The following is a 24,475-nucleotide window of genomic DNA, read 5'->3' as shown; positions in this document are numbered from 1 at the left end:
AGCTTATCAAATTGCCTATATCTCCTGTACCACCTGTCACTTTAAATAATTCACTTATTGTTTTTGTCGGTCTAAAGAAACTAATTTGCAGTTCTTTTTTTATAATTAGAGAGCGGTGTTTTGCTGCCTGTGACTCAAGTGCACATTGTAGGTAAGTTATATCAGTTTTACCTTCACAGACAATGACCGGTTTTTTATTTTTTACGAAATTTTTGAAGAAAAGGACATCTCTATACATTCTGCTATCAGCATCGAATATATCATCAAATGTTTTTTTGTTAGGTTTCTTGGGAATGATATATTCTTCTTTTGTTGTGACTCTATGCTCACGTCTTACGTTGTGTATGTGGCTTAAAATACCAATCAGATAGTTAATATCTTTTTTAATTTCTGGCTGGGAATTTATAGCATAGATTTCTTTTCCATTTTTAAGTTTATGCCATATAACACGAGCCTTGTTTCTATAATCGTAGGGCACATTGACCTTTTTATTTACGACAATACCGGTTACGTCCTGTCTGGAGTTGCAGAACTGAAGTCTATTTTTTTTGTGATTTATATCAAAACCACACTTTTTAATTATTCCTTCAAGAGAACTCCCAATCCTTACGTCTCCATTTTCAATGGATGCTATTCTTGGTGGAAATTCTTTTAAGTTGGTTGAAAATGTAAGATCATCAGCATAGCGTGTGTAATAACAACTATATTTTTTTGCAAGTGACGCAAGTTTTATATCTAATATTCCAGCAATTAAATTTGATATCACTGGAGAAGTTGGCGCTCCTTGTGGTAATCCTTGCTGATAGCAAGTAATATTTGCTAATACTTTAGCAACTTCGTCTGATAATTGGAAGTGCTTGTTGTTTTTAAAAAAGCCATAAACTCTCCCATAATGGATCTGTCCGAAGAAATCTTTCAAATCAACATTGAGAACAAATCTTTTATTTTTATGTGGAGTAGCATTGGTTATTATTGATTTCCCTTTAATAAATCCATGTGAAAGAGAATTAATTTTCTTAAGATGATTTCTATGTCCTTCCAGAATACAAACAATCCTAAAACATTCCTGTAATAGAGATGACACTTTCTTTTGAATGTCTTTTAATTCTTTGACTGGCGCATTAATTGTTCTTTCGGAGCCATCTTTTTTAGGTATCTTAAAAGTATGATACTTGGCTAAATTCAGCCTATTTATGCCATACAGAACATAAGTAATTGACTGACGAGGGACTGAAATAATTTTTGCTAAGTCTGTTATATTTTTTGCTGATTTTAGTTCTGAAAGTTTATTGTTTTTCGACATAGTTTTGGTTTTATTTTTTACAATAGTGAGTTGAGGTGCTATAGGCACTCATTAAGCTCACCGGCAAACTGTTATCGGTGATCTTAAAACATTGATGGCATTCCGCCGGACATTCTTTTCACATATCACGCTTCGTGATAAAAAATCTGCCTATAGCCCTCAACTTATTAATATTACATTGTATCGATTTAGGCAACTAAAATTTAAGCATAGAAAGTGTTGCGTTTAGTTTGGCAAGGTATTACGAAAACAGGCCGACATCCGTATCGTTCAGTGATTAGACTCTTCAATAACTGAATTTTATGGCATAAGAAAAAGCCCGCCAGAATTTGCGGGCCGGAACATCAACGGTTGAAACTACTGTCACGCATGTTTCATTCTCTCGTTTAGCGTCTCGATGATGAAGGCGTTGACAGATGTTTCTTGCTCAGCTGCAGCCTGATTCAAACGCTCTCCGAAAGACTCAGGGTAGCGTAACGTAAACGTTTTAACCCTTTCCTGACGGACGTATGGTTCAATGCCCGCTGCGCTGCAATCATCCAGATATTCACGCAGTGAAATCTCACCTTCTTTTTTCAGTCCCTGAATGCTGTCCGAAACAAAATCACAATAGCCGGTCAGACCCATAAACTTACCACGAAACGTGCCAAGCTCCGGCACATAGCTGATAACAGCCGGTTGTCCGGCTATCTCAATGGTGTTTGGTGTAGATGGTTTGCTCATGGTTTCACTCCTATGCTTTCAAGCCAGTCGCGCAGGTTAGCCACTGCGCCTTTATCTGTATCTGGTGAAGGATGTGGGCGATGGAAGTTAGCGATACTGCCGTTGAGGAGAAACTTACAACGCGAACCACGCCCCTCTTTAACTTCCCCACCCAGAGCCTTTATCAGTGACTCTATATCGGCCCATTTGATACCTGACTGGACAGGGGATTTAAACACCTGTTCAAGCGTGCTTCTTTGCCTTTTCCGTAATGATGAAACCTGTTCCTTCATTCCCTCGCCTCACGACATCACTCTATGAAGTCATTATCCAACCCGCCATAAATGAAGTCAAATTATGAAGTCATAATAGTATATGACAATCTATCATTCTTCCTGATACCCCTCCATCCGCAGCCGTGCTATCCAGTTGCTTACAGTAGCGGCAACATCTTCCGGTCGACGTTCTCGCCGAACGCGATACAGGCATCCGTCAGAGCGTGAAACGTATAGCTGATCCGCAAAGGTGAGAGTATGCCCCAACGCCAGCCGCTGGATCTCGATATTGCTAATATCCCAGCCGATTGAGCGGGCGAAATCGGCAATACTGGCACGCCACTCGTCCGACAGTTTGCCAACCACCTGTTTTTCAGCCGATTTGTTCCGTTGAGTAGTGGACGAGTGTTGGTTATTCCGCCGATCTGGCGGTTGAGTTCGCAACCTTGACAGCAGCGCCCGGCGTTCCGGGTCTGTCATGCGCTCGAAGTCGGCGAAGGTTTGAGCGGGTGTATCGCCAGGCTCTCCATCTGGCAGTTCACAGCTACCATAGTCATCCCCGTCTATACCCGTTGGAATGGATGTTTTTTCATCGCCCGTAGAGTTATTGACAGAACTCCAAGCGTCGCCGGTTGGCGACGTAACGGCCAAACCACTCCCGGTGCCAATGCTGGCACCATCGTCAGCGGACTGCTTCTTGCGGATTTTCCATTTGATTAACCGGGTGCAGATACGGGATATCGCCCCCAGACGTGGAGAGAACACACCGAAGATTTTTTCCGGTGTCTCGCCGTAGGTGTTTTGTTCGTCAGCGTCTTCATAGGCAATGCGCACGGTGTAGCGCTCGCGTGGGATCAACACGCCTCCTTGCTTTTCGATGTATGTGGCAAAACAACCGGCGTCAGCCGATGCCAGCACGGCATCCATTGCCGGGTCAGCAAGCTGTGCGGCCCCGCGTTTAAACGTGCCGTTTTCTTTCTGGACTGCGGTAAGTTGGTTTGCCAGGCGACGCAGTTCACGCCATACCGTTACCGGCGGTAGACCGAACGGCTGAAACTGTCGGATGTTATGCTGTGATGCCCAGGCCATTGCAAACTTTGCTGTTTCGCGTAATGGCTTGCCGGTTTCGTTATCCAGCTCGCCATCCAGCGCGTAACCGTCGATATTCTTACTGATGTACTTCGCCACGTAAGCCGTAGCGCTGCCTTTTCTTGGATCGAGCATTTTAGCCTTGAATCGTGCGCCGGTGTTGCGCCCCAGCTCCGCACGGTCTTCAGCAATAAAATACTCTCGCAAGATATCGGTGATGGCCTTTCTGTCGGCAGGTGGCATAAACAGCAACACATGCCAGTGCGGTGTTGCATCGTGGTGCGGCTCGGCAACGCGAAAGCCGTAAGGGCGCAAGCCACGACGATTCAACGCAGACATGGCACGCGCCCAGGTGCGGCATAAATACCGCTGCCCCTGACGTGGAGAGGTATGATCCCACTTAGGGTTTTGGTGACCGTTCAGGATGTTAGCGTGGTAACGCGACGGGCAGGTGATAGTGAGAAAAACGCCTTCATCACCCCGCGCGATTGCCACCATTTCAACACCGGCCATACGGGTCATCAGCTCATGACGGCGGATAGCCGGATTACTGATACTGCCGTACACCATGTTTTCCAGTGATGCGATGTTGCCATCTTCATCAACCAGTTCATGTGTCTGGAAAAAAGCGAGATTCTTGCGGCGCTGCTCTTGCCACTGGTTGAGGGCATCAAGGCTGACATACGGCATTCGTTTTTTGTGGATCACGCCGATGGCGCGAAACTGATTTTCCCGCCATTCACAACGCAGTCGCCACAGTTTCCGCCCCCACCATTCAGGTGAAGTAATGCGTAAAATGGCGGAATAGATGCGGTGCCGGGCTTGTTCATCACCGATGACCAGCCCCCAGCACGGTGGCGTTACACGTAATGCCAGCAGTTCGCGCCCCAGATGGCGATACAGCCACTGAATTTCATTGTCGGTCATGTTTTCCGGCGATGTGTGGCCGCACTCGGTTTCAAACATTTCGGCGATGGCGGCCGCAAGGGTATGCGCGGCATTGATCACCTCATGCTTGGTAAACCCGGCCAGATGCACCCAACGCGGCCCCCAATAGGCCGCCAGTTCCGATGCAAAGCCATTACGCACACCTTGCTGCATACGCACAGCATCCAGACGCATCAGGGCTTTTTTCACGGTTCCCATGAAAAAGGCGCTGATGTGTCGCGGCTCGCGGTTCGCTCGTAGCCATTCGATTTTTTGGCGGTAAACGTCACGGATAAAAAACGGTTGTTCGTGCAAGCGGGCTTCCACGCCTTCCGGTGTTTTCATCCAGTCACTTAGCGTTTTCTGATGATCCCGGCGTACTATTTCCGCCAGACCGCGACGGATAAGCAACTGGGTGCCGTTCGGCTCCCGGTGCTCCAACTGTGCTACGACTTGATTAAGATTCCGGTCATCACCTGGCGCTGCCAAAGCGCGTTTAACCATCCGGCTCAGATGCCGTGTGACGGTGGGGTGCGGTTCCGCATCCGTAACGAATAGAGAGGGACGGAGATCAGTCACGCCCGACGGTGCGGAGATCGCAGGGCGTGGAGCGTTCCAGGGATAGGCCCATTCATGGCTTGACTCATTTCCTGCACATAACTGAAGTGTGGATGAGTGCCTTCCCTTAGACTCTCTGAACATTTATAACATCACCTTCTGAAGTCTTTCTGACACAACAAGGCCCTCATATGGAACATAAGTATTTCAAGGTGAAAAAAGAGCTCGCCCTTCCGTCTTACGATGAAGCGATAACCAAATGGCTTGAATTTCAGCCTAAAACTTCGCCATTAATTCCTTATAAGATACTAATATGTAATGAAAATGTTTTTTACCGTGAGATCACTTGTGATGGACTAGGTGAATACGTTGAAGCATGTGAATTTCTCCGGTCTCTGGATCTTGTAGATGCATCGGAATATGACTTTGGCCTAAGGGGCTATGATTCTGTGTTTGTGAGTCAGAGGTACATTGATAAAGCCTCTTCAACTCATCGATAGCATCCGCAGGAGTGCTTTTTTGTGAATGTTTGATCACGGCCAGAACGAGCATTCTGGTTTCATTACTCATTTGATACGGCATAATTCCTCGCAAGATAGAATGTCATGCCCACTGTTCAGGCATTCAGAACGGCTCCGCGTTCAACGCGCCGGATGCCACCATTTCCTGATAGGTGGCATCACCCATAACTGGCCCATAGTCAGGGCAGTGCCCACCACCTTCATAGCCGCACCCGTCGCAAACTTTCGACAGGCTTCGGGCAGCAGGAATCGGCAGACGCTTAGCAATGATTTCCCCGGCCTGCTTGCTCTCACCAGCCGCAACACCGACGCTACGCGGCGCGGTGAAACGGCAGATATCAAACCTGTGGTAAAGGCTGTGTGCGTGGTGAGTGTCGCTGTTTGATGCGATGACAGGGATCCCGCGCTCGGCCAGGCGTGATAACGCGCAGCACAAGTCATACTGATCGTTGTGGGTGAAACCATCAGTGTGATAACTGGTGAAGCTGGCCGTTGGCGTTTGCGGGATATACGGCGGATCGCAGTACACCACATCGCCGGGGCGGCTCAGTTGCAATGTTTCGCCAAATGCGGCGCAGATGAATTTTGCATGGCGGGCTTTTTCGGCAAATGCCTGAATCTCGGCCAATGGAAAATAAGGCGATGCATAATGCCCGTAAGGAACGTTAAACCCACCGGCGCGGTTATAGCGACAAACGCCCCGGTAACCGTGTCGGTTCAGATAAAGAAACAGTGCTGCTGAGGTGGTGCGATTCTCTTTGCTGCGGTTAAATACCTGACGGAAACGGTAATAACTTTCTGCTGTATTCGCAGTGCGAAACAGACCTTCGGCAGTATCAATAAACTCCTTCAAATCCTCTTTGATGACCTGATACAGGTTAATCAGGTCAGGGTTGATATCAGCGATCAGGTATTCCGGGTAATCGGTATTCATCATGACCGAACACGACCCGGCGAACGGCTCAACCAGACGATCACCAGCCGGTAAATGCTCGCGCAGGATATCCATTATGCGGGCCTTGCTGCCGACCCATTTCAGCGGTGTGGCAATAATGCTCATAACGCACCCCGATAGTGTTTGTTTTTCAGTTCTGCATCGCCCTGGCAGTACACGCACAGACGCACACCCGGAACGGCCACGCGGCGGGCTTCGGGGATAGGTGCATCACAGCTTTCACAGACGAATGCAGAAACGGCACAGCCCGACTGTTGCCGGGCCTTCTGGATTTGTGTTTCGCGGATGAACGCTTCGCGCTCCTGAGCCATGTCAATCGAGTCCATCAGCTCAGCTCCTGAGCGGAGCGCTCAAAACGTTCGGACTCCTGGCGTATCAATTCCACCATTTCGGCGGCGGAAAGGTCGCGTTGTTGAGCGCGGACAGCCAGCGCAGCAAGGCGCAATGAGAAGGAAAAATGCTGATCTTTGCGTTCCTCCAGTCTGGCCTTTTTCAGCAGCTCGACCAATGCGCCATCATTGGCGACAGTCATGGTTTTTACTTCGGCATTTTTCATTGTGGTTTCCTTTTTTTAGGTAATAGAAAGCCCGGCGGGTTTACGCCTAAAATTGGTTTTTTTATTACAGTGGAAGAATTAAGTTTTTGGGGAATAAACTCACAACTGCGCGGAGCTTATTCATTGCTTTAATCAGCCTTTCTTTTTCGTCAGTTGTCAGTTCATTAAATTTCAAGTGATGCCGCTCCTTATCAATATCCGCTAATTCAAATATTGCCGACAGTACGCGCATATTCTTATGGTAATCGTCATCAATCTTGTCCCGCATATCATCAATAAAGCGGCACATTTCTTTCTCACTGTTTGTCTTGAAGTGTTTCCCTCGCAGCATGGCTATGTGGTTTAGCCCGTCTGTTCTTTCCGCGATACTCAGCGGAATGGCGCGAGCGGGTTCGGTATTAGCCATGACGCTACGCCGCAATACCCATGAGACGGGAAAACCAGCGGCGCTTTTGCTTAGGCGCTGGCATGTAGGGCTTTTGGCTCCAGGGTGCGAAATAGACCTGATTAACGGACGGCTTAACGCGCTGGCCGTTTGGCAGTTCCAGCCAGCCTTTACCCTGATTAGGGATTACTGGTGATGGTGACTGAGAAGTTAATAGACGAGCTATGGAAATCATATTATCGCCTCGCTGTGTAAAGGTTATCGATATAACCGGTGGCTAATGTCAGTGCATCAAATAAACCGTAAGACTGCCCAGACTGACTAACACGATATCGGGTAATCGGATTTGATATCGTTCGCGGACATTTAATAATTGAGAAGCCCCGATATACGTTTGTGTGCTTACTTAATTGTGTAATTGCGTATTGGCGGCCTGATTTTTTATTCTCCATGTGGCTCCTTTATATTTCACTGCTGGCAATGGCATCGCGCAGCATGGCAACGAGATTCACCTCTACTTTCTCGTTTGCTTTTTCTTTTGGCCGGATAATGATTTTCCCGCTTTTTACCATGCCCCGGCAGGTTTCAAAGGGGATACCCGTTAATTCTGAGTATTTCCTGAGAGAAACATATGCCGTTGGGATGGTGATATTGATGGTTAACGCTTTACTCATGGCGCTTATCCTTCAGCGTTAAAAGACTCCAGCCCCCGGAGAAAAACCAGTCTCGCCATGCTGGAGAGTGAACGGCTTTCTTTTTCAGCCAACGCTGCTAGCCTGGCGCGTTCATCTTCGGAAAGCCTCATGGGGGTAGGGTTGCGCGATGCAATCCCCCGCGGCAGACGCGACCGCTGATCATGATTTTCTTGTGTCATAATGGTATGTTGTGATCCACTGTTAGCCTGTGAAAATCATTTTGGTATAAAAAAATATACCAGTCAAGAGATTTGGTATGGAAAATTATATCGGCACTCGCTTGCGAGAGGAGCGTGAACGCCTCGGCCTTAGCCAAGTAGCGATGGGAGATATTGGGGGAGTAAAAAAACTAACCCAGTTGAATTATGAAAAAGGCGACAGGATGCCAGATGCGGCATATCTGAATGCTGTATCAAAAATCGGTGTTGATGTGCAGTACGTTGTTACAGGTGTTCGTTCTGCTGCCACGTTAACTGATGAAGAACAACAGTTGCTTGGTAACTATCGGACTGCGCCTCTTACAGTAAAAGCTGCTGTACTGGCCGCATTAACGGCAGGAAGCTCAGTATCAACAGGCTCGATAAACGTAACGGGTAGTGGTCAGCGTGTTGCTGGCAGGGATTATCACGAAAACAAAAAATAAGGGAACGCTCCAGGAATGAGTGTTGAATCTCATGGAAATGAAAACCGGGTAGCCGGGCGGGATTTTTACGAAAGCAGCATCACGGTCGATAAGATCAATATTGCCATTCCGGCGGCCAATGAAGAAAAACGCCCACTGGTTCCCGCGCAGCGTAAGCAGTTAAACCAACTGGTAAAAGAAATTGCTGACGGCGGCTATGAAGAAGGTTTTTCAGTGTGGCAGCGCGTCCATGCTGAAATTGGCGTCAAAAGCATTGAGGATATGACGGTCAACCAGTATCAAACGGCGGTCAGTTATCTTCAGGCGTTGCGCGACAGATACCGGGAAAAGGATGCCAGTAATGCGCTTGTGCATCTGCTGTTGAAGAACACCCAGCAGGTAGATCAGCGGCAGCAATTAATTCACTACTGTCACATTCATTTCGGTACTGGCCGATTAACTGAACTGACCCGATCCCAGCTTCAGCAGGCGCTTTCATGGTTGGATGATCGTCAGTGTTCGAGCGTTCCCGGTCAAACCACGCCTAACACTCGCCAGAGCTGGCAAGAGGTGCTTAAAGCAGAACCATTGGTTTTCAGTGCTGTGTTTGTTGCTGGAATAATTCTCGGCGCTATTTTTTTTCGTTAGACGTATCGATAAGTAACATAAAAAATATCTCAACTCTAAAGATAGATAAATCAAATAGCTATTTATAGAAGGGCTTTTTATGACATTTGAAGAATGGATTTCAAAAACCGAGAAAGAAATATTCTTTACTTATATCAATGCTAATAATGAGGTGTCTAACAATTACGTTGTCGATGCAGTATATAAAGATAATTATCTTCAAGGGTATTGCATCAACAAGAAGGGCTTTAGAACCTTCAAACTTGAAAGAATAATAGATGTATACTCTTCAAATGAAGAAATGGTTTCTGCCGCTAGTCCTTTAGCTATAGCAGATCTCAAGATTGAAACTCGGCGAGTGAAAGATACTCCCCGTGGTTTGGAGATTTGCTTTACTGGTTTTGATAAAGACATAAAGGATGAACTAGAATCACTCGCTGAAAAAAAAGGACTGTTAGTCAGAAAAGGTATTACAGCCAAATTATATTTCCTGTGTTGTGGCCCTAATGCTGGATGGAAGAAAATAAAACAGGCAAATGAAAAAAACTGTTTCATCCTTTCCAAAGATCAATTCTTTTCATTTGTTGATACAGGTGAGATTCCAATAGAACCGACAGAGGTTTATGAATCTGACGAAAAGGATATACATGAAAAAATAGAGATTTTGCACAATGAGGTAACTTCAACATTTCGAACTATCAGAGAGCCACGCAGGAGTTCCGCGCTTATTGCTCGTTTTGTTGATGGTTATGCCGCTGGTTGGCGCTTTGCAATAAGAGAATCCCACCGTGATGCACTAGATATAAAACTAACTAAATTTGTCTTCAATAAATATCAATACGAGGATTGGACGCAAGGTAACTCTTTTTCTTTCGGTAGAGGTGATGTCTTTTATAGTGATAAATTGGGTTATAGTGAGTGGAGCGAGTTTCTAAAAATACCAGATGCTGTTGCACTACAAGTCAAATATGAGTGTTTTTCTGGTTATGATCCAGTTGCAACTATTGATGGTTTCTTTTCAGGTGATTTTATTCCATATCACCAACTAACGCCTAAAAAGTTAACCAACCTGCCAATCATGATAGAAAGTCAGAGTTATGATCCGGGTAAAATAACACTGGATATATTCAAACCTAGTATTGATAGAAGTAAAATTGACCTGTTTGATACGATAAAAATAACTCAGGACGAACTTATCTCATTACTTCAGTCAGGCTACTACTGGAAGAAGGATGAAGGAAAAAAACCAGTGCGTGTAAATTTATTTGGTGATAATTAGAAATATTTGTCAGTATTGTTTTGAGTAAATGATTTCCCGGTTGGAAATGTAGTTATAAGTTGACTTTGAAATTAATACCAAAGGAAAACCTCATGGCAGATGAAAAACTAGATTTTTTTAACTATAAAAGGAATAAAGATAAATTACTTATTAACCTTATCAATATCATTGAGGGCATAAACTGTGATGGTCATATAGATGAGAAAGAGGTTTTGTTTCTTGATACATGGATAAAAGATGCTGATTTAATCAGTAAAAACTATTGTGTGCGGATGATTTCAAATAGACTTTCCGATATATTGTCTGATGGCGTTATTGAGCCGTATGAATTGAATTATTTGAAAGCTGATTTAATCAAGGTGCAAAAAGAGCTGTCTGATTTACCTGAGCTTGACTTGTACTCCGATGAAGCGGACAAGCATTTATTGGAAGGCCTATGTAAAGGAATGATGGCTAATCATGAACTTAATGATTCAGAAATAAGATACTTAAATTGGTGGCTATCATCTAATGCTTCGCTCAAAGTTAATTACCCTGGAAAAGAGTTATACGCATTGGTTAACCGGATTCTTGCCGATGGGATCATTACATCAGAAGAACGTGATGAATTGAAAAAAGCGTTAATCGCTTTTACCGGAAGTGATGTTGATTCCGGTGTAGTGGATGGGTTGGCAACTCGCTTACCAGTGGATGATATAGAGAGCTTAGTTCTTTCCAATGCAACAGTTTGTCTGACAGGTGAATTCCTTTATGGAAAAAGAACAGTGTGTAAAAAACTGATTGAAGATGCAGGCGGGAAGGTGATTGATAATATAACAGCAAAACTTGATTTTCTTATTATTGGTACATTGAGTTGTAAACATTGGAGATATCAGGCTCACGGTCGGAAAATAGAAAAAGCAATAGACTACCGGGATAATCGTGGCATTCCACTGAAAATAATCAGTGAAGAACAGTGGCAGAGCTTTACTGGATAATATTACATGGCTGTAAACAAACTTCCATCCGGCAAATGGCTTTGCCAATGCTTCCCCTATGGGCGCGATGGTCAGCGCGTTCGTAAACAATTTGCTACCAGAGGTGAGGCACTCGCGTATGAACGCCGCCTGATGGCGGATAAAAAAGGGATATCGACCGAAACCAATAGCACAACGCTGCAAGACCTGATCCAGCGCTGGTACGACATGCACGGCCAGACGCTGGAGTCAGGTGAAGACCGTTACTCTAAACTGATGGCGATCTGTGAGCGGTTGGGTAATCCCTTTGCGATAGACGTTGACAAAAATATGTTCGCTGTTTACCGCGAGCGCCGGTTAAAAGGCGAATGGAACCCAAAAGGGAAGACGGCTATCAAAGAGGCCACGGTGAACCGCGAATATTCCTACCTGCGGGCGGTGTTTTCTGAGCTGAAGCGCATGGGGGAGTGGGAAAAAGAAAACCCACTGGATGGCATACGCCAGTTTAAGGAAGGCGATCAGGAACTGGCTTTTCTCTACCCGGATGAAATTAAGCGCCTGCTTGCTGCCTGCGATGAATCAGAGAATAAAGATCTCGGTATCATCGTTCGCTTGTGCCTGGCGACGGGGGCACGTTGGGGCGAGGCCCAAACCCTGAAACAATCGCAAATCCTTCCCGGCAGGATTACATTCGTCAAAACCAAAGGGAAGAAAAACCGAACCATTCCTATTTCTGAAAGAATGCACGCCTTGTTGCCCAAACGGCGCGGCCAACTCTTCAAACCAGCGTATGAGGCATTTAAGCACGCCTTAAAGAAAGCGCACATTGAATTACCAGAAGGGCAGTTGACTCACGTTCTCAGGCACAGCTTTGCCAGCCACTTCATGATGCGCGGCGGCAATATTCTGGTGTTGCAGCAGATACTTGGTCATAGCTCTATCACTATGACCATGCGGTATGCGCATTTCGCGCCGGATCATCTGGATGCGGCCGTGACCCTCAACCCGTTTGATTCTTTAACCACAGATGAATAATCATGGGGCGCTGCCACGTTAAACCGATGGCAGCAGATTTCCGCATTAGCTCGCATTAACCTGAATTGAATACTGCTAACGTATTGAATTAACGTAACTCTATGATATAAAAAGCGGGCATTAACTTTTTAAAATCCCTCGGCGTTCGCGCTGTGCGGGTTCAAGTCCCGCTCTGGGCACCATGTGCTAACGCCTTGTAATATAAGAAAATAATTAAAAGAACATGACCGCCACGAGGCGGTTTTTTTGTGCCTGTAATTTGGCAAGTGGTGCCAAAATGGCAGCACCGATTTTTCAGACATAAAAAAAGCGGCCTCCGGTAAGCCGCTATTGTTAACTATGGTTGAATAATTAGCGGCTGCACAGGATGTTAGTGCTACTGAGGTATCTTTCAGTCGATTGCCGGTGTCTTTTTGCACCGCTTGTTATTCAACGCATAATCGCCGATGTTTTTGGCTATATACCCGGCTCCGTCGCCTTTGAACCGGTGCTTATAGTCAAAACGGTTTTCCATGCGTTCGGTTCAGTGATTGAGCAAAAAAAGCATATAAACGCGGAGAATAACAACAGGCATTCATCGGTTACCTGTGATAATGCTTTATTCGGAATAGTCTTAGCGATATGCTGCGTCCATTGATAATGAAAAGGAGTCTTTATGCTTCAGAATTACTTTTATGATCAGCATGATGTCGCAAGAAGTGATGAAGAGAAAAGAGAAATAGTCATTTCAGCTATACTCGAGATCATCAAAGAGGGTGCCAGCGAAAGTGGAGTACAAGTCGCTTTGGATGCGATAGGTAGTAGAATCACCGAGACTGCCGATATCATTCAGCGTGCGCTAGAGAACGATTAATTACTATAACGAGTTATGGCCGCCTGCGGGCGGTTTTTTATTGCCGTCACGACAGGCCTATTCACTATGTAGCCGCCGGGTCGAAACGTGAACAGCCCGCTACCTCCAGCCCTGAAAACCCGACCTGATTTGGGCTGAAGGCTATGAGCGACTGGCTTGAATGGGAATACCTCAATTTCCTGGCTCGGTCGCCCTGACATCCCAGTCTGAGACTTCGCTTCCCAACTTTACCTTCCTGTGATTCATCTTGCCTCAACGGCGGAGATCATTGCGTTGCCGCTGCGGCATCCCTATTGCCCGGTTGATTCCCTGATACAATCGTGGCGCCGGGCGTAGCATCGTTTTTTGCCTGACAGGCAATAATGGCATCCACCTGGTCGGCGCAAGTCGCCAGCGCGGCTTCGGTTTCATCCAGCAGGCTGTTTAGCTCACCGTTGGTTTGCGGACTGGCCGCCGGGAACCGGCAGGGTGTCAGTCTGGGACAGCCATTCACGGTAAGCACGGCCACCTGCGAAGGCGGGGCGCTGGCGCAGCCGGATAATATCAGTAGGCAGATCAGTGTCAGCCCAGCGTTTAAGCGCTTCGTTCTCATGTTGTAACCTCATCACCACTTTTTGCCGTTCAGAGCGCGCCGCCTGAGTCTCGGCGGCCATGTCGCGCAGTCGAGCCTGTTCAAGGTTGTTGCGTTCAGCCTGTTCGGACAACGCTTTCAACTGGCCGGATTTTTCATCCAGCGCTGTCTGTTGTAACGACAATGTCTGCGCTTGCTGATCGGTTAACTGACGGGCGTTGTGCAGTCGCCAGGACTGCACGCCCACCCCTGCGCTAAGCGCAATCATGATGACAGCGATGATCATGGCGCTTTTCATGCCAGTTTCCCGCCCGCTTGCTGGTACACGGCGACCAGCCGCTCGGTGTTATGCTCGCGCTGACCGTAGCCCGCTCCCGGCAGTGAGGCCCAGATGTTGTTGCACCGGGTAATGGCGCTGGCAAGCCGGCCTTGCGTAATGTCGTCCAACGCACGCTGTTCTCGAATCAGCTGGATAGCTAACGTATCTTGCGCATTGGGTCCGAAATCCGGCAACGCCAACTGGGTCTTGTAGGCTGGCCAGTAGCGGTAGAGCTGCTGATAGCGTCCGGCTGCCGTGGAGCGCTGCCCCTGCTTGTTGAAGATTTTTCCCGGGCGGCCATTGGCGAATGGATGATCCCGGTAGTCGGTGAAAATCTCTGGTTTGCCATCAATCCCGGTGACAATCACGTCGTAACCACGATTACAGGTGAGTGGATGTGTTGCGGTTCCTTCGGAAAAGGCCAGCATATCCAAAAACGCAATAAGGTTAGGGTTATTGAGCATCGTTATTTTTCTCCGATGTGCTTTTTTTGCCCAGTTGGCGAACACGGCGTTGAATAAGCAGTTCGATAGTCTGGTAGCCGGCGATGCCCAGTGCGGCGCCGATACCGTTGATAGCGACGGGCGACAGGTCGGGGAACTGTACTAATGCGATGCCTGCCATCATTGAGACAAAACCTCCCAGCATCACGCGACCAATAAACAGCCGCAGTGTGATGGGCTCACTGCCCGCCAGCACTTTGCCGGCGGCAATCAGCGTGCCGATAATAAATAGAGAGACGATGCTTTTATCTGTTTCATTCATGTGTGAGTCCAGTCGTTGGTTTTTCAGGCAGAGTAATAACGGCGGAGATAACAGGATGTTTTCACGCGTTGTCTCGCGTTATATGCCCGTCATTAAACCAACTGACGTATGACGATGGCAGCGATGGGTGATGGCTCAGCCATCAGCAAACACGGGGGTGCCGGATACGGTAATACGGGGGTGAACAGTCGGTGTTGCCAGTCATGGTGATGGCAGGGCATCCGTGCGGCAATATCTTTATCTGCTATTAAATATAACGGTTATTCTGTTCACATATATAATGATGCTCTCATTTCTGAATTAATACACTAATAATGTAATTTTTATTTAGATGAGCGAGAAATGGCTTTTTTTGTATTTTGTTTGATGCTTTATCATGACGTATGCGCCATGAATGGCATATGTGTCTTTAACAGCCGAATATCATTCAGTTACGGTCAGTATTCATATACCGTAAACGTAGTATACTCACGCCACCTCAATATGCAGGATGCAATGTACTCAGAACAGCTTCTGTTCAAGGAAAACCGAAGGAATGGTTCCCTTCCAACGTAATTTTTCACAGTGACAAGCTGATTCATTGGCTATCGATTTTAGATGTAGCGGATCGCAGCCTTTTTCTCGCCTGACGACATTTGCCGGAGTATGCATCTTGAGGCCGATGGATAGATAATTTTTACAACATCATGAGGCAAAGGATGAAATATTTAAATTGTTTTATCAGTACCGGGTTAGCGGCATTTTTTCTGGTAAATAGCACATCAGTTCTGGCAGCGGATTGCAGTTCGGATCTTACCAGTGGAATTAGCACCAAGCGTATTTATTATGTTGCGCCGAATGGCAACAGCAGCAATAACGGCAACAGCTTTAATTCCCCAATGAGTTTTTCTGCCGCCATGGCGGCGGTTAATCCCGGCGAGTTGATTCTGCTGAAACCGGGAACCTATACCATTCCCTATACTCAAGGTAAAGGGAATACGATTACATTCAATAAATCCGGAAAAGAGGGGGCGCCAATTTATGTGGCAGCCGCCAATTGCGGTCGGGCGGTATTTGACTTCTCATTCCCGGACAGTCAATGGGTACAGGCGTCCTACGGGTTTTATGTGACCGGCGACTACTGGTATTTCAAAGGCGTAGAGGTAACCCGAGCCGGCTATCAGGGGGCTTATGTGATCGGTAGCCATAATACCTTTGAGAATACGGCATTCCATCATAACCGTAATACCGGACTTGAAATCAATAACGGCGGCTCATACAACACGGTCATTAATTCGGATGCCTACCGTAACTATGATCCTAAGAAGAACGGCAGTATGGCCGATGGATTTGGACCGAAACAAAAACAGGGGCCGGGTAACCGTTTCGTCGGTTGTCGTGCCTGGGAAAACTCGGATGACGGATTTGACTTATTTGACAGTCCGCAGAAAGTGGTGATTGAAAACAGTTGGGCTTTCCGTAATGGCATTAATTACTGGAATGACAGCGCGTTCGCCGGCAATGGCAACGGGTTTAAACTGGGCGGAAATCAGGCGGTGGGCAATCATCGCATTACCCGTTCTGTTGCCTTTGGCAATGTGAGCAAAGGCTTTGATCAGAACAATAACGCTGGCGGCGTTACGGTGATAAATAACACGTCATATAAAAACGGCATTAATTATGGTTTCGGGAGCAAAGTACAGTCAGGGCAGAAACATTACTTCCGTAACAACGTGTCGCTGTCTGCTTCCGTAACGGTCAGTAATGCGGATGCGAAATCCAACTCATGGGATACGGGACCAGCGGCCTCCGCGTCCGATTTCGTCAGCCTGGATACGTCTCTTGCGACCGTATCTCGTGATAATGACGGTACGTTGCCGGAAACTTCATTATTCCGTCTGTCGGCTAACTCAAAGCTGATTAATGCGGGTACGAAAGAGAGCGATATCAGCTATTCAGGCAGCGCACCGGATTTGGGCGCTTTTGAACGCAATTAAGTGACGGGATGTTATATATCAGGGCTGCAATCGTGCAGCCCTGTTTTTTAGTGTGAAGCAAATTAATCAATCAGTTACAGCTGCCAACCTGCGTCCAGGAAGTGTCGCTGCCTGGAACGGATGAGGTGTACCAGTTTGCGGTGTAAAGGTTGCCTTTATAGACGATCGATTGGCCCGCTTCGTTATGGCTGGGCTGCCCACCTGCCCAGTCTTTGCTAACCCAGTTGGGGTAAACGTTGACGTTGGCGCAATCGGCGGTTGCCGGTGTGTCGGTCGTGGCAGGTTCATCAACGGTGGTGCTTGTGGTGGGGTCGATTGACGGTTCGGTTGCTGCGCTGGCGGCGTTACCCGATTTATATGGCCAGCTTTGAATGATCGATTTTACTTTTTTGCCAGACTCGGTCAGGTTTTTAGAGTCCGGATAATAGGTTGACGCCCCTTCGTTTTTATCATTCAACGCCCAGTTTGCGTTGCTGATGTTGTTATCACGCATAAACGTTACCCAGGCGTCGGTTTCTGTCTGGTTCACTCCGCCATTGCCGTCTGCGTTAACTGCGCCCCACTCGGTGACGAAAAGCGCAATACCGTTATTTAACGCCAGGCGTGCTTTATTGCGTAATGACTCGCCATGGGTCCCGGCGTAGAAATGCAGCGTATAGGCGATATTCTTGCCGTTGATCGGATCACGTGAGGCTTCATCCACGTTTTGCGACCAACTGGGTGTACCGACAATAATCAGGTTATCCGGGTCAATGGCGCGAATGGCGGAAATCACGGCTTCGGCATAAGGTTTAATGGTATTGCTCCATGATACCTGAAGCGGTTCGTTGTAGATTTCATAAATGACATTTGGCTTGTTGCCATATTTACGCGCCATTTCCTGGAAGAAGCGGATGGCTTCACTGCGATTGTTTTCTGCAGAATGCGAGTGCCAGTCAATAATGACATACATATCGTTGGCAATTGCGGCATCCACCACTCTTTCAACTTTGGCTTTGTTGCCAGCCGGGTCCTGAAGATAACCACCGCTTTCCTGAACGCCCATAGCGGCGCGAACAATACTGGATTTCCAGTCTTTTTTCAGCGAGGCAACGGTATCGGCCGTGTAGAATTTTTCACCGCCCCAGCCGTTGTTACTCCAGAATAAGCTGTTGCCGGCAAAACTCTTGGCTTTTTCACCTGCATAGATTTTATTACCGTTGACGGATAACGGCTCAACACTTGCCCAGGCATTACTGGAAAGGCAGGCAAGGCTTAATCCCAAGCAGGCACAAGATAGAAACAGTTTTTTACGTGGTGCGTGTTTTTTGCCATCGATAGCGGTATTTTCATCCAAATAAGAGAGAAGCATAAATGAATCTCCATTTCATATGACTATGTGTCAGTGTTAACTGTAAATAGAATACGTGATTGATTTTATTCTATTCAGTCGGTGTGTTCATCAATATTGCAATACCCGCACATGATGAAACTCTCTAGGTTATAGTGGATTTTCTACAGTAGATCCAGATGCCCGATTCATTCTCGGAATTTTCAATACGACCTTTGCCGATTATGTGGATTATCATAACGAATGCTTAATCGTGTTATTTTTCTGATGGTACCTTGTGGTTTCCTAATACATTCACTGGGAGGAATAAACTGGCGATATAAAGCGATGAAAAAGAGCAACTATGCTGTTTTATTCATGCTGGATGGTGAAGAGGGAAGGCCGCAGCAGGGATAATAAGCCCCACTGCTGCGGTGACTGGTGAATTACACACCCAGTTTTTTGTGGTACTCGGCGCGGGTTTTTTTCAGTTCATCCGTGGCGGCTTTGGCTTCCTGCAGTTTGCCTGCATCAACCAGCGCGATAGCCGCGTCGATTTGTTTGAGCAGTTTTTCCAGACCTTCGTTAAACACTGCGCTATTCGGGCTCTTATTGAACTCAGGGTCTGCTTTGGCCTTGGTCGCATGGGCTTTCAGGTTTAGCAGATCCGCTTTCAGCGTGGCGGCGTCATTGGCGCTGGATGCGCTTTTGTAGCTCTTCGCCATCGCGCCCATTTCGTCTTTGACGGCGGCCTGGCTGGCGAGCGGCAGGGCTACAGTAGACGCCGCGATTGCCAAGCCGATAGCCATAATAGTTTTTTTCATTGCTCACTCCTGTTAGTTAGCCAGATGGCGGGGTTTATACCCTTATTAGTTTTCGGCAGTATTCACGACCCAATATGTATGGTCAAATGGATTTTATATTGCAGGATAATGATAATTATTAAAAATAAAGAAAATCGTGACACTTCCTTGGTCAAATGATTAGCTGCTGTGATGATTTTATTCTTATTGAAATATTAAACGTCATATTTCTAAATACGTTTTTGAGGATGCCGATTTTCTTACCTGTCCTGGTTGACCGTGGGTTTGTAGCGCCACAACCATTTGCCGCTGACCATACGGTGATAAAACAGCGCGCCACGGACGATCCAGTCAAAAAACATCCCCATCCAAACGCCGATCACCCCAAACCCTAGCATAATGCCCAGAATATAACCGGCGATCACCCGGCAACCCCACATTCCAGCCAGTGCGACCCACATAGTATAGCTGGCATCTTTGGCTCCCTTCAGGCCGGCGGGTAGTACCCAGGACGCAGCCCATATAGGCATGAACAACGCATTCAGCCAGATCAACTGTTTAACCACGGTAATCACATCGGGTTCGTTGGTATACATTGAGGCCATCAATCCGGCGGTAGGCACAGACAGTAATGCCAGTGCGCATAGACCAACATTGGAAAGCCAGAAGATATACTTCAACTGCCGTTCCGGTTGCATACGTTGTCCTTTACCCAGACGCGACCCGACAATGATGGTCGAGGTCGAACCCAGAGCGTTACCTGGCAGGTTAATCAGCGCGACGATTGAAAAGGCAATAAAGTTGCCTGCGATGACCTCGGTCCCCATGCCGGCGACAAAGCGCTGGGTGATCAATTTCCCCACATTAAACATGACCGATTCGATGCTGGCCGGAATACCGATGCTGAGCACCTCATAGAGAATCGTGGTGGTGAACGGCGCGAAGTAGCTCTGAAACGGGATGCGCAGCGCGCCGTTGAAGCCTTTGGTCAGCGCGAGCACGACGCATAACGCGCCCAGATAGCGAGAGAGCGTGATCCCCAGTCCCGCGCCAATGAACCCTACGCCTTGCCATGAGGCCACGCCGTAAATCAATACGCCGCTGAGCAGAATATTCAGGATATTCATCCCGATATTGATGATCATCGGCAAGCGGGTGTTGCCGGCGCCGCGCAATGCGCCGCAACCGACCAGCGTGATAGCCAGCGCCGGGTAACCCCATACGGTAAGGCGCAGAAATGTCAGCGCCAGTGATTTCACGGCCGGCTCGGCATTATAGGCAATCAGGTCGATGATGATTTGACCGGCAAACTCCACCAGCACCACCAGCAGCAGGGAGATCAGCACCAATAATGAGATCGATTGCCGTGCGGCTTGCCGGGCCTGTTTACGATTACGCTGACCAAGACTAAACGCCACCACGACGGCAGTCCCCAACGCGACCGCGGTGAAAAACGCAATAATCAGCATGTTGAAGCTATCCGCCAATCCTACGGCGGCCATGGCTTCTTTACCCAGCCAGCTAACCAGAAAGGTGCTGAATATCCCCATCAGCACCACACACAGCCCTTCGATAAAAATAGGAACCGCTAATGGCGTAATTTCACGCCAGAACAGGACTCGATTGGAATGACGCTTTTTGTACCAGGAGGTGTTTCTCAGTGTACTCAACAGCTGTTTGGCTGTATTCAAAATCATGTTACCTATCTTCGTATCACAGGCGGAAGGAGGACAAATGTCGCGAGCCTTTTTCATCACGAACTGAGCGTGTTCCGCGTCTAAACCAGAGTGCAGTCGCCGACAAGCGTAAACCGAGATCAAACAGGCTTCGCGTTGTACCGTGAACATCGCGGTTGAATTGCATGTTCATAAAACTATTCACCGTGGTGATTATAAAAGTATGTTGGGCAAGGTGGAGTCGGTGATATCAGAAAAACAGCAATTCAGATGAAACGATGTTTTAAAAGTATGCGGCGATATATTCATCTGTCAGTGGCGCGAATGCGGCGCTGATGTGCCGTGTATGCCGATAGATAAAAACTGAGAAATTCCCTATTCGTCCGGCTATTCACGCTATATATATTCCTTATGGTTTCCATTCATTATAAAGGCCGTACCATGTCTAAATCCTCTTTTTCAGTGCTGGCGATGGTGCTGGCTACCTCTGTTTTTTCGGCTTCGGTTCCGGTATTGGCAGAACCCGGTGGGAAAGGGCCGGGCAATGGTGGACCCGATTACCAATGGCAGCGCGATAACCCTCGCCAGCAGGGGGGACATCCAGGGGGCGCCCGTTCATCCATGCCCGACGATGGCGAGCGATCGCCGGATCGCAACCGTTTCTCATATAATGATGCGCGGCGTCTTGCCGTCGATCATGGCTTTACCGGTTATCGTGGGCTTCCTCCCGGCGTTGCGAAAAATCTGGCCAGAGGGAAACCGCTGCCGCCGGGGATTGCTCGCCGTGCCGTGCCACCTGAAATGCTGCGCGGGTTGCCGTCTTACCCAGGGTATGAATGGCGGATTGTTGGTAAAGATCTGGTATTGATTGCGATCAGTACGGCGGTAGTGACCACCATTATCAACGGTGTGTTTGACTGATGGTCGGGTCTGGAGCGTGAAATAGACATAAAGGAAAAGAGATGTTCAGTCATATCATCCTCGGTGCCCGGGATATCGACCTTATGGTCCGCTTTTATGCTGCTATTCTGGGGGAGCTCGGGTTTGTCCCGGTTGAGGAGGAACCTGGCGGCCCGGCGGGGCAAGGGTGGCATATCCCGGGGCGGCGTTGGCCGCAGTTTTATGTGCAGGTTCCGCTCAATGGCTTGCCGGCGACCTGGGGAAATGGCACACAGGTCAGCTTCGCCGCCAGTTCACCGCAGGCTGTACGCCACGTTTGGCAAACCGCGTTATCGCTGGGAGGCGCTGATGAAGGTGCGCCAGGACTTCGCCCGCACTATGCCCCTGACTATTACGGCGCTTACTGTCGTGACCCGGAAGGGAACAAACTGTGTTTTGTCTATACCCCGGAGTTTGACAATACCGTCGGCGGATTGGCATAAGTGTTTTCGTATGGGCTGTACGGCAGCGCCGGGACGAAAGAAGACGAGGTGAACGATTGAACGTAAATGATGCGGTGACAGTAAAGACCGATGGCGAAGTGCGAAGAGAAGGGGTCATCCTGGCGGTGGAGCCGTTTCAGGAAGGAATCATGTACCTGATTGCACTGGAGGACTACCCCGAGGGGATCTGGTTCTTCAACGAGCTTAACAGCCCGGAGGGGGTCTTTGTCGAGCCGCGTCAACCCGCGGAGAAATAACAGGCCGATACGGTCACCCGCATCGGCCTGCACACATCAGAAGGTTTCCCAGTTATCGTTGCCGGATTTAGCGCTGGAAGAAGAACTCAGCGCTGCGGTTGACGTAGCCAACAGCGGTTTTGGCGCAAGGGGAGCCGGGGCGTAACCCTTATCCTGGCGATGGCCGGTAAGTTTGAAGGCGGACACTGCGCGGGTCAGCACCATCGCCTGTTCTTCGAGCGATGAGGCGGCGGCAGTGGCCTGCTGCACCAGTGCGGCGTTTTGTTGCGTGACGCTGTCCATCTCGGAAATCGCTTGCCCGACCTGAGTGATGCCGCGGCTTTGCTCATCCGAGGCAGAAGCGATTTCATTCATAATGTCGGTCACGCTGCTGACGGCCTGAACGATTTCATGCATGGTTTGACCCGCCTTGTCTACCTGCTCTGAACCGCTATGAACCAGAGACACGGATTCGGAGATCAGGCCTTCAATTTCCTTGGCCGCCTGAGCACTGCGTTGCGCCAGGCTGCGCACTTCTCCCGCCACCACCGCGAATCCCCGGCCTTGTTCGCCCGCACGCGCCGCTTCTACCGCGGCGTTCAACGCCAGGATGTTGGTCTGGAAGGCGATACTGTTGATCACGTTGGTGATTTCAGAAATTTTCCGTGAGCTGCCGGAAATGCTGTTCATGGTGTTAACCACATTCTCGACGATTTCGCCCCCTTGTTTCGCCTTGCCGGAGGCATTAGAGGCTAGCTGGCTGGCATGGTGCGCGTTGTCGGAGTTCTGTTTTACGGTTGCGGTCAACTGTTCCATGCTGGCGGCGGTCTCTTCAATCGCCGCCGCTTGCTGCTCGGTACGGGAAGAGAGGTCGCTATTACCGGCCGTGATTTCAGTGGTTCCCTGATAAATGGAGTCCGCACTGTCGCGTACGGTGGAAACCGTATGCACCAACGATGCCTGCATTTGCTGGATGTTCTGGCTCAGGATGCCGATTTCATTTCTGCCATAGGTTTCGTTAGGCTGGGTCAGGTCGCCCTGAGCAATACGTTGAATACGCTGCACCAGACGGTTCATCGGCTTGATCAGCGTACCGCGCAGGAACAGGAAGGTCAGCAGGGTCATGACGATGGCGATGGCGAAGCTGACGGCCATCAGCGTGTAACCCATCATGGCCTGATATTGCGCATTGCTATTAAGCGCTTTGGCTCGCTCGGTTCGGAAGGCAATCGCTTTCAGCAATGGCTTATTGTAGGCTTCGTCCAGCACACGAACCTCTTCCGATTCGTGCGTCAGTATTTCTTCGAAATAACCATCTTTCGCCGCCTTAAGCATCGGCATGATGCCTTTTCCTACGTAATCGTTATAGGCCTTATTCAGTTCCGGCTCCAACGCCAGATCCGTGTCGGTTTTGACGGCACGATTCTCATAAACGTTGAAGGCGTCCTTCGACGAGGCAATGCGTTGTTCCGCCTGCTTCAGGTTGTTATTGAATACTTCCGTGTCGCCAACGCGAACGGCGGCGCCGGCCTGGATAATGAGCAGGCGAGCGGTTCTGAGATGGTTGGAACTGTTTGACAGCCCGAGGCGGACGTCAATTTCCTGAGTAACGTAATCCAGGCTCTGATTGGCGCGCACCAAAAAGTAGCTGGCGGTGCCGATGGCCAGGGCGAATAACAGCATGATCCCGCCCAGAATGATGACAAATAACGGCACCAGTCCAAGATTACTCAATATGCCGGTTTTACCCTGTTGTTCAGACTTTGACATCATTTTCATATCCATTCGCTCATTTTCAGGAAAAATATATCTGCATCAACCGTACTACGCGCAGGTGTAGTTTGGGTGTTTTTTTGTTTCTGGAAACAGCTGTGTGGCGATCCGTACTCAAATACCAACATAATCTAACATCGGCATATAATGTGAAACATTCATGAATTTCAATGCGATGTCGATCACGAATCTGGCGGCAGAGGCATATCAGATAACGTTATTTATATATTTCAATTATTAGGCAATTAATCGGCGTGACGGATGTCTAAAAACAGGAAGGCGCGTACCCGGAAACGGCATACGCGCGTGATGCATTGGGCTACTGTG

General features: G+C 48.3%; 28 protein-coding genes. 10 read left to right on the top strand and 18 right to left on the bottom strand.

Annotated elements, in window-relative coordinates:
* The 10 genes from DXX3274_RS22940 to DXX3274_RS14135 form a co-directional block, all read right to left on the bottom strand.
* On the bottom strand, nucleotides 1-1,351 hold a 1,351-nt coding region (locus tag DXX3274_RS22940), incomplete at its 3' end, for a retron Ec67 family RNA-directed DNA polymerase/endonuclease (protein ID WP_152495267.1).
* Nucleotides 1,352-1,666: 315 nt separating this feature from the next.
* On the bottom strand, nucleotides 1,667-2,026 hold the full coding sequence (locus DXX3274_RS14175) for a type II toxin-antitoxin system HicB family antitoxin (protein ID WP_038904574.1): 360 nt from the start codon (nucleotides 2,024-2,026) through the stop codon (nucleotides 1,667-1,669).
* Nucleotides 2,023-2,298 (bottom strand): type II toxin-antitoxin system HicA family toxin, encoded by a 276-nt coding sequence (locus DXX3274_RS14170; RefSeq protein WP_038904575.1) that lies wholly within the window; start codon nucleotides 2,296-2,298, stop codon nucleotides 2,023-2,025. The genes DXX3274_RS14175 and DXX3274_RS14170 overlap by 4 nt, the downstream gene beginning before the upstream one ends.
* A gap of 93 nt (nucleotides 2,299-2,391) precedes the next feature.
* The gene (locus tag DXX3274_RS14165; protein ID WP_238556044.1) at nucleotides 2,392-4,998 is read right to left on the bottom strand and encodes a replication endonuclease; all 2,607 of its coding nucleotides are present in this window, start codon (nucleotides 4,996-4,998) and stop codon (nucleotides 2,392-2,394) included.
* 480 nt (nucleotides 4,999-5,478) lie between these two features.
* A complete protein-coding gene (locus DXX3274_RS14155) occupies nucleotides 5,479-6,435 on the bottom strand; it encodes a Dam family site-specific DNA-(adenine-N6)-methyltransferase (protein ID WP_042860324.1) in 957 nt (318 codons plus the stop codon).
* Nucleotides 6,432-6,656 carry a TraR/DksA family transcriptional regulator gene (locus DXX3274_RS14150; protein WP_042860322.1) on the bottom strand — a complete coding sequence of 75 codons (225 nt, stop codon included), beginning with the start codon at nucleotides 6,654-6,656 and terminating at the stop codon, nucleotides 6,432-6,434. Before DXX3274_RS14150 ends, DXX3274_RS14155 begins: the two co-directional genes overlap by 4 nt.
* A complete protein-coding gene (locus DXX3274_RS14145; RefSeq protein WP_019843861.1) occupies nucleotides 6,656-6,886 on the bottom strand; it encodes a DUF2732 family protein in 231 nt (76 codons plus the stop codon). The genes DXX3274_RS14150 and DXX3274_RS14145 overlap by 1 nt, the downstream gene beginning before the upstream one ends.
* 64 nt (nucleotides 6,887-6,950) lie before the next feature.
* Entirely contained in the window at nucleotides 6,951-7,292 is a 342-nt protein-coding gene (locus DXX3274_RS14140; protein WP_016940948.1) for a DUF5347 family protein, read from the bottom strand.
* A 4-nt stretch (nucleotides 7,293-7,296) separates the two neighbouring features.
* A complete protein-coding gene (locus DXX3274_RS22935; RefSeq protein WP_071526193.1) occupies nucleotides 7,297-7,506 on the bottom strand; it encodes a phage filamentation protein Fil family protein in 210 nt (69 codons plus the stop codon).
* 226 nt (nucleotides 7,507-7,732) lie between these two features.
* Nucleotides 7,733-7,945: a hypothetical protein gene (locus tag DXX3274_RS14135; RefSeq protein WP_042860319.1), complete on the bottom strand. Its 213-nt coding sequence runs from the start codon at nucleotides 7,943-7,945 to the stop codon at nucleotides 7,733-7,735.
* Nucleotides 7,946-8,222: 277 nt separating this feature from the next.
* Here DXX3274_RS14135 and DXX3274_RS14130 point away from each other — a divergent pair, with 277 nt between their 5' ends.
* The 6 genes from DXX3274_RS14130 to DXX3274_RS14105 all read left to right on the top strand — a co-directional run bounded on the left by DXX3274_RS14130 (nucleotide 8,223) and on the right by DXX3274_RS14105 (nucleotide 13,338).
* Complete coding sequence (locus tag DXX3274_RS14130; RefSeq protein ID WP_038923273.1) at nucleotides 8,223-8,609, top strand: helix-turn-helix domain-containing protein; 387 nt, start codon at nucleotides 8,223-8,225, stop codon at nucleotides 8,607-8,609.
* Between the two features lie 15 nt (nucleotides 8,610-8,624).
* The gene (locus tag DXX3274_RS14125) at nucleotides 8,625-9,236 is read left to right on the top strand and encodes a membrane protein (RefSeq protein WP_038923272.1); all 612 of its coding nucleotides are present in this window, start codon (nucleotides 8,625-8,627) and stop codon (nucleotides 9,234-9,236) included.
* A gap of 79 nt (nucleotides 9,237-9,315) precedes the next feature.
* Nucleotides 9,316-10,494, top strand: a complete 1,179-nt coding sequence (locus DXX3274_RS14120) for a BRCT domain-containing protein (RefSeq protein WP_042860318.1) — start codon at nucleotides 9,316-9,318, stop codon at nucleotides 10,492-10,494.
* A 92-nt stretch (nucleotides 10,495-10,586) separates the two neighbouring features.
* Entirely contained in the window at nucleotides 10,587-11,471 is an 885-nt protein-coding gene (locus tag DXX3274_RS14115; protein WP_042860317.1) for a BRCT domain-containing protein, read from the top strand.
* Between the two features lie 6 nt (nucleotides 11,472-11,477).
* Entirely contained in the window at nucleotides 11,478-12,485 is a 1,008-nt protein-coding gene (locus DXX3274_RS14110) for a tyrosine-type recombinase/integrase (RefSeq protein ID WP_042860316.1), read from the top strand.
* A gap of 655 nt (nucleotides 12,486-13,140) precedes the next feature.
* Entirely contained in the window at nucleotides 13,141-13,338 is a 198-nt protein-coding gene (locus DXX3274_RS14105) for a hypothetical protein (protein ID WP_042860314.1), read from the top strand.
* A 265-nt stretch (nucleotides 13,339-13,603) separates the two neighbouring features.
* On the opposite strand, the gene lysC is transcribed toward DXX3274_RS14105, so the two are convergent.
* The 4 genes from lysC to DXX3274_RS14090 are packed head-to-tail and all read right to left on the bottom strand — an operon-like array spanning nucleotide 13,604 to nucleotide 14,993.
* Complete coding sequence (lysC, locus tag DXX3274_RS24260) at nucleotides 13,604-13,882, bottom strand: Rz1-like lysis system protein LysC (RefSeq protein ID WP_238556128.1); 279 nt, start codon at nucleotides 13,880-13,882, stop codon at nucleotides 13,604-13,606.
* Nucleotides 13,767-14,207 carry an Rz-like lysis system protein LysB gene (gene lysB / locus DXX3274_RS14100; RefSeq protein WP_042860313.1) on the bottom strand — a complete coding sequence of 147 codons (441 nt, stop codon included), beginning with the start codon at nucleotides 14,205-14,207 and terminating at the stop codon, nucleotides 13,767-13,769. Before lysB ends, lysC begins: the two co-directional genes overlap by 116 nt.
* A complete protein-coding gene (locus DXX3274_RS14095) occupies nucleotides 14,204-14,692 on the bottom strand; it encodes a glycoside hydrolase family protein (protein WP_042860312.1) in 489 nt (162 codons plus the stop codon). Before DXX3274_RS14095 ends, lysB begins: the two co-directional genes overlap by 4 nt.
* Complete coding sequence (locus DXX3274_RS14090) at nucleotides 14,682-14,993, bottom strand: phage holin family protein (protein ID WP_042860310.1); 312 nt, start codon at nucleotides 14,991-14,993, stop codon at nucleotides 14,682-14,684. Before DXX3274_RS14090 ends, DXX3274_RS14095 begins: the two co-directional genes overlap by 11 nt.
* Nucleotides 14,994-15,691: 698 nt before the next feature.
* Between DXX3274_RS14090 and pelL the strand changes: the two genes are divergently transcribed.
* The gene (gene pelL / locus DXX3274_RS14085) at nucleotides 15,692-16,969 is read left to right on the top strand and encodes a pectate lyase PelL (RefSeq protein ID WP_042860309.1); all 1,278 of its coding nucleotides are present in this window, start codon (nucleotides 15,692-15,694) and stop codon (nucleotides 16,967-16,969) included.
* Nucleotides 16,970-17,039: 70 nt separating this feature from the next.
* Here the strand turns inward: pelL and DXX3274_RS14080 are convergent, their stop codons facing one another.
* The 3 genes from DXX3274_RS14080 to DXX3274_RS14070 all read right to left on the bottom strand — a co-directional run bounded on the left by DXX3274_RS14080 (nucleotide 17,040) and on the right by DXX3274_RS14070 (nucleotide 20,778).
* The gene (locus DXX3274_RS14080; protein ID WP_042860308.1) at nucleotides 17,040-18,320 is read right to left on the bottom strand and encodes a cellulase family glycosylhydrolase; all 1,281 of its coding nucleotides are present in this window, start codon (nucleotides 18,318-18,320) and stop codon (nucleotides 17,040-17,042) included.
* 404 nt (nucleotides 18,321-18,724) lie between these two features.
* A complete protein-coding gene (locus DXX3274_RS14075) occupies nucleotides 18,725-19,102 on the bottom strand; it encodes a cytochrome b562 (protein WP_042860307.1) in 378 nt (125 codons plus the stop codon).
* Nucleotides 19,103-19,341: 239 nt separating this feature from the next.
* Nucleotides 19,342-20,778: an EmmdR/YeeO family multidrug/toxin efflux MATE transporter gene (locus DXX3274_RS14070; protein ID WP_042860305.1), complete on the bottom strand. Its 1,437-nt coding sequence runs from the start codon at nucleotides 20,776-20,778 to the stop codon at nucleotides 19,342-19,344.
* Nucleotides 20,779-21,198: 420 nt separating this feature from the next.
* Here DXX3274_RS14070 and DXX3274_RS14065 point away from each other — a divergent pair, with 420 nt between their 5' ends.
* The 3 genes from DXX3274_RS14065 to dsrB are packed head-to-tail and all read left to right on the top strand — an operon-like array spanning nucleotide 21,199 to nucleotide 22,396.
* Nucleotides 21,199-21,678 (top strand): anti-virulence regulator CigR family protein, encoded by a 480-nt coding sequence (locus DXX3274_RS14065; RefSeq protein WP_042862127.1) that lies wholly within the window; start codon nucleotides 21,199-21,201, stop codon nucleotides 21,676-21,678.
* A 41-nt stretch (nucleotides 21,679-21,719) separates the two neighbouring features.
* On the top strand, nucleotides 21,720-22,139 hold the full coding sequence (locus tag DXX3274_RS14060) for a VOC family protein (RefSeq protein WP_042860304.1): 420 nt from the start codon (nucleotides 21,720-21,722) through the stop codon (nucleotides 22,137-22,139).
* Nucleotides 22,140-22,195: 56 nt separating this feature from the next.
* Nucleotides 22,196-22,396 (top strand): protein DsrB, encoded by a 201-nt coding sequence (gene dsrB / locus DXX3274_RS14055; protein ID WP_042860303.1) that lies wholly within the window; start codon nucleotides 22,196-22,198, stop codon nucleotides 22,394-22,396.
* Nucleotides 22,397-22,432: 36 nt separating this feature from the next.
* On the opposite strand, the gene DXX3274_RS14050 is transcribed toward dsrB, so the two are convergent.
* The gene (locus DXX3274_RS14050; protein ID WP_042860301.1) at nucleotides 22,433-24,160 is read right to left on the bottom strand and encodes a methyl-accepting chemotaxis protein; all 1,728 of its coding nucleotides are present in this window, start codon (nucleotides 24,158-24,160) and stop codon (nucleotides 22,433-22,435) included.
* Between the last annotated feature and the right edge of the window lie 315 nt (nucleotides 24,161-24,475).

This window comes from Dickeya sp. NCPPB 3274 (assembly GCF_000406205.1).
GTDB lineage: Bacteria > Pseudomonadota > Gammaproteobacteria > Enterobacterales > Enterobacteriaceae > Dickeya > Dickeya fangzhongdai.
The sequence above is the reverse complement of the archived record's forward strand: the minus strand, read 5'-3'. Positions and strand labels throughout refer to the sequence as shown.